This window comes from Undibacterium sp. Di26W, from assembly GCF_049340265.1.
In the GTDB taxonomy this organism is placed as follows: Bacteria; Pseudomonadota; Gammaproteobacteria; order Burkholderiales; family Burkholderiaceae_D; genus Undibacterium.
In genome coordinates this window covers 1-921 of sequence record NZ_JBMPOR010000037.1, presented here as the reverse complement: position 1 = coordinate 921, position 921 = coordinate 1, and the positions used below count along the sequence as shown (strand labels likewise).

Below are 921 nucleotides of genomic sequence, written 5' to 3'. Positions count from 1 at the left end.
TTTGCTAACCCTTTGCTGTTCGTAAATATCGCCCCGCCATCATTGCCAAGTGGAAATTCAAATTAGCAAATACATAACGGATCAATCGCACTATTTCTAATCTGTGCAAGGTATCCACGGAATTTAGAAAATGTTTAGCGATTTCTTCAAAATATTTTTAAATAGCGCTATTTAAGAGGCAAGAGGTGAAAAATATGAATTTTTTAAATGGTAGAATTTAATTGTTCAATGGAAACTGCTCAGGCTGCGTGAAAATCTTGCATATTCAAATGGCACTATGTGCAAATAATGCCTTTCGCTTTAACTAGGCACACAAGTTACAACGATTGAGATAAGGCAAAAGGTGCTGACTATATTTGCAATAGCCTGGCGCATATCAAAACCACCTACAATGTCGTCCCCACTTACACATGCCCAGCTTCTCAGAAACCGCTATAAGCTTCGGGGCATTGTTTGCGAAGTTGAATAATCTTTGCAGCGATCCGTTCTTGGAAGGCAGATTGCAGATCTTTTTTTATTTCCTTCACGCCAATCATTTCTGTTCTTTTTAGTCTCTGTAGCACGACATCAACAACATGTTGATGTCCGGTAGCAGCTTCCTTCCAAGTCTCGCCCTGCCCCGGCAAAAGCCGTCGCTCGCAAAGGCAATCGCAGTTATATCCGGGTTTGTCTGTATTTCTGCATTTCGCTGATCGCGTATATGTTCATCGCCGTCCTTGAGAATGTCGATATGGACTTTGCTGCATTTACACTGATTATCCTGTTCCTGGTATCCCTGTCCAGAGTATGGATGCTTAGAACCTTACATGGACGCCGCCATTTGCCAAGTAAAAAACGCATCATGATTTGCAGGAATAGATTGCACGCTTACATCCGGCCTGTTATTGCGACAAATGCCGCTGGCCCCTATGGAATTCGCTG

1 protein-coding gene is annotated in these 921 nt (G+C 42.6%); it reads left to right on the top strand.

The genetic code is table 11. From position 1 onward, the window contains the following. Positions 1–700: 700 nt before the first annotated feature. A partial coding sequence (locus tag ACO0LM_RS27285; RefSeq protein WP_423041874.1) for a hypothetical protein occupies positions 701–921 on the top strand: 221 nt, incomplete at its 3' end.